At 65.1% G+C, this 3,215-nt stretch carries 4 protein-coding genes and 1 pseudogene; 3 read left to right on the plus strand and 2 right to left on the minus strand.

Annotated elements, in window-relative coordinates; genetic code table 11:
• Positions 1 to 394, minus strand: a pseudogene (locus tag AC1DY5_RS48730) (hypothetical protein); the annotation flags it as partial.
• 132 nt (positions 395 to 526) lie between these two features.
• Here AC1DY5_RS48730 and AC1DY5_RS48735 point away from each other — a divergent pair.
• The 3 genes from AC1DY5_RS48735 (at position 527) to AC1DY5_RS48745 (ending at position 2,173) form a co-directional block, all read left to right on the plus strand.
• Positions 527 to 976 carry a hypothetical protein gene (locus AC1DY5_RS48735; protein ID WP_478121518.1) on the plus strand — a complete coding sequence of 150 codons (450 nt, stop codon included), beginning with the start codon at positions 527 to 529 and terminating at the stop codon, positions 974 to 976.
• 128 nt (positions 977 to 1,104) lie between these two features.
• The gene (locus tag AC1DY5_RS48740) at positions 1,105 to 1,671 is read left to right on the plus strand and encodes a phosphatase PAP2 family protein (protein WP_478121519.1); all 567 of its coding nucleotides are present in this window, start codon (positions 1,105 to 1,107) and stop codon (positions 1,669 to 1,671) included.
• A gap of 160 nt (positions 1,672 to 1,831) precedes the next feature.
• Entirely contained in the window at positions 1,832 to 2,173 is a 342-nt protein-coding gene (locus AC1DY5_RS48745) for a DUF2845 domain-containing protein (RefSeq protein WP_478121520.1), read from the plus strand.
• 85 nt (positions 2,174 to 2,258) lie between these two features.
• Here the strand turns inward: AC1DY5_RS48745 and AC1DY5_RS48750 are convergent, their stop codons facing one another.
• Positions 2,259 to 2,861 (minus strand): hypothetical protein, encoded by a 603-nt coding sequence (locus AC1DY5_RS48750; protein ID WP_478121521.1) that lies wholly within the window; start codon positions 2,859 to 2,861, stop codon positions 2,259 to 2,261.
• Positions 2,862 to 3,215 lie beyond the last annotated feature (354 nt).

A 3,215-nucleotide genomic window follows, 5' to 3' on the forward strand; every position in this document is an offset into this window, starting at 1 on the left:
ACAGTCGCAGCGAGCTGATCTTGTAGTTCGGCGAGAACACGAAGGTCTCTGTGCCCTCGGCGCGCAACGCGCCGCTGATCTGGTCGACCCGCGCCGCGGCCTGATCGATGCCGCTCCAGTTGTTCATGTCGCCGGCCACGGCCGCGACCTTGATACCGAACGAAGTCTGGCCGAACACCGCTGTGGTGAGCGCGATGCTGTAGGTGGTGAGCGGCGGATGGTCGAAGTAGGACCAGTCGAGGTGCCGGCTCCAGCTCCAGTAGTAGGCCTCCTGAGGCAGCAGCGGCAGCGCAGCCGCCAGCAGCAAACGCAGCAAGGTGACGCCGCCGATCAGGATGGCAATGGAACGGCGCGCATCCGGTATCGATCGCCAACGGCTGTTCGTGAGGTGCATGGACGCATTCGAAGTTGCAACATCGCGATTGTCGGGTTGCCGGGCGCGTTCGCACCCATGACTTGTGTAGGAGAAAGACCCCGGGCACGGCTATTCAGCTTCCCGTCATGAAGGTCTACATAGAGTGACGCGATGCTGGCTCGAATTCGTCGTCTGGTTGCAAGGCAATGCACGTGGTGGTGCATCGTCGGCATGCTGCTAGTCGCCGCACAGCCGCTGATCGGCGCCCACTTCTGCCACGATGGCCTCGAGGACGAAGGCGAGATCCACTTTCACAGCGCGGTCATGTCGGTCGAATTGGAGGCCGACGACGACGGCCTTCCCGGCGACGTCGAGACCACCGTCTATGTTCCTTTCGCCGCCAGCGTCGATCTTCCACAGGCGCTCCAGCAAGGCATCGACCACCTGCTGACCCTGGTTCTGCTGCTGCTGCCGCTGCTGGTGTTGATCGCGCCCTTCCTGAGCGCTTTCCGGAGCGCCGGTCGCCACCGGCCCCTCAACAACAGCGGTGCTCCACCCCCCCCTCCTACGGCCCCCTGGCACCGTCTGCCTCCAGAGACTGCACCGCCCTGTCCGAACTGAATCACGACGCCCGGGATGGCGTCGAGGCCCGCTGCGCGCCGCGCGGCCGGTTCTTCATTTCGTGACTCGAAAGGTTCAGTTGTGTTCACATTCATCATCGCGTCGTCTCCCCGCATCGGGAGGCTGGCATGAAGGCGCTCGACCTCGCCCTTTTCGGCTGGATCGCCGCCGGCTACCACCCCACCGCCTGGTTGGTGCCGCTGATGTCGGCCATCGCGGTCGGCGGCCCCTGGATTTGCGTCGCCCTTGGAGGATGGGCGGCCTGGCACAGGCCGTCCGAGCGCGGCTACCTGATGGCCGTGCTAGTGACCGCGGCCGCAACGGCCGTCATCGCCCACGCGATCGCCCATGCGCTCGACACTCCACGGCCCTTCATGCTCGGCTTGAGTCCGGCCTACGTCCATCACGGCGAGCGCGGCTCGATGCCCAGCGCGCACGCGAGCGTGATGTTCACGGTCGCGCTGGCCTGCCTTCTGCGCCCGAGCCTGCGAAAGCTGGGTGCTGGTTTGATGGCAGTAACCTTGGCCACCGGCTGGGCGCGGATCTACGTCGGCCTGCACTTTCCGTCCGACATCGCCGCCGGGCTGCTGCTGGCGCTGGCGATGGCCGGCGCCTTCGCGGCGATCCAGTTGGCGAGCAGGCACCATTTTCGACCCGCGGTGCATGCCGAAGGTTCTTCCTCGACGGGTGAATGAAGTGCCTTGTGCGGGTCGATGCGTGCTCGCCGAAATGATTTGAGAATCCGAGGTCTTCGCTGCATCTGCAACACGCCATCGTGCTGCACTACATATCCCGGCGAGCAGAGCAGCGGGTCCGGCTGGGGCGCAAAATAGCAAAGCGCAATGAAAGAAGGCCATGAATCTTCTGAAGCTCGCGGGCATCTCGGTTCTGCTTGGGTTGCCATGCCTGGCACCGGCCGAGTCGCTGCGGTGCGCTGGAGGCATCGTCGCGGAGGGTGACTCCCGTCTGGCGGTCATCTACAAGTGCGGTCAGCCGATGCTCTCCGACACCTACTGTGCACCCGTGTACTACGGCGGCACCCTCAATGTGGTTCCGGAGCCTTTCGCATCGGCCGTGGTGCCGTGCCAGCAGATCGAAGAGTGGCTGTACGAGCGCGGGCCGGGCGAGATGTTGGCCACCGTTTACCTGCGCTCGGGCGTGGTGCAGTCCATCGCGTACGGTCGCCAGCCACGGTAGTCTTCTCCCGCGGGGCTCATCCAGGCGCTCCACGAGGCAGCCTCGCCAACCACCCTGCCAGCGCGCAAACCAGGAGCAGCACCGCCTATGAACTGGCCGCCATGGCCTGCAGAGAAGGCGGAGGCGGCGCCATGGTCATGCCGACGACCGTGAAGACAAGTACGACCAGCGACAGCAGGGCGAGTGCGACCCGCCTGCCGCGGGACAGGTGGCATCCCGGGATGAACAGGCACAGGCCGAGCGCCACGATGGCGCCCTCGACGGCCAGGGCCGTAGGCATGTTCTGCCAGAGGCCAACGCCCACCTTTGCTGAATCTGCACCAACCAGGGACATTTCGGGCCGGTGAACCAGGGCGTCCAGAAGCCAATGCGAGAAGACGGCGGCGGCGACCAGCGCGGCGACGCGCATCCTCGAAGGTCCGAGGCGCCCATACGAGACGAAGGCCGCCGCTGCCGCCAGGGCGGACCAGCCCACGGCTGCCAACAATCCATGCGAGTACGGAAACACGAATTCCCGCTGGTGCGTGCGGGCGAAGTCGGCCGGCAGCGTGACGGACTCCCAGCCCAACAGCACGAAGAGCCACAACACCCCGTCGAGGAGCTGCCCGGCCGCAACGAGCACGCCCACGTTCACCCGCCGCTCGGCCCGTCCCAGGGCCAGGCCGACACCCATGTGACCAGCGGACATTGGGGCTCCTTTCCAGGGACAAACAGAAAGATCCGAGTCGGAATTCTGAGGTCTTGGCCCCGCGTCTGTTCCATGACCCGCGGAGTTGGCGACCTAACTTTTAGCTAGCCCGGCACGAAAAACGATGCTTGGAGGCAACGCTCGCGCCTCCTAGTATTCCGTCCACTGGCTCTCGCCGTGACGTAGACCACACGCAGGGCCAAGGTCTCCGCTTTCATCCTGTTTCATTCAAAAAAGGAATCTGCCATGGCCAATCTCCGGGACCCCGGTCGCCGTAGCCTTTTCAAGACCTCGCTCATCGCCGGGGGCCTTTCGTTCGGCGGCATGCTGTCGATCGACGCCTTCGCGCAGGGC

This window comes from Variovorax sp. P4_D9 (assembly GCF_056401695.1).

What these genes read in the sequence shown, in the direction of transcription:
- AC1DY5_RS48735 (WP_478121518.1), top strand. Translation starts at nt 527, where the DNA reads ATGCTGGCTCGAATTCGTCGTCTGGTTGCAAGGCAATGCACGTGGTGG.
- AC1DY5_RS48740 (WP_478121519.1), top strand. Translation starts at nt 1,105, where the DNA reads ATGAAGGCGCTCGACCTCGCCCTTTTCGGCTGGATCGCCGCCGGCTAC.
- AC1DY5_RS48745 (WP_478121520.1), top strand. Translation starts at nt 1,832, where the DNA reads ATGAATCTTCTGAAGCTCGCGGGCATCTCGGTTCTGCTTGGGTTGCCA.
- AC1DY5_RS48750 (WP_478121521.1), bottom strand. Translation starts at nt 2,861, where the DNA reads ATGTCCGCTGGTCACATGGGTGTCGGCCTGGCCCTGGGACGGGCCGAG.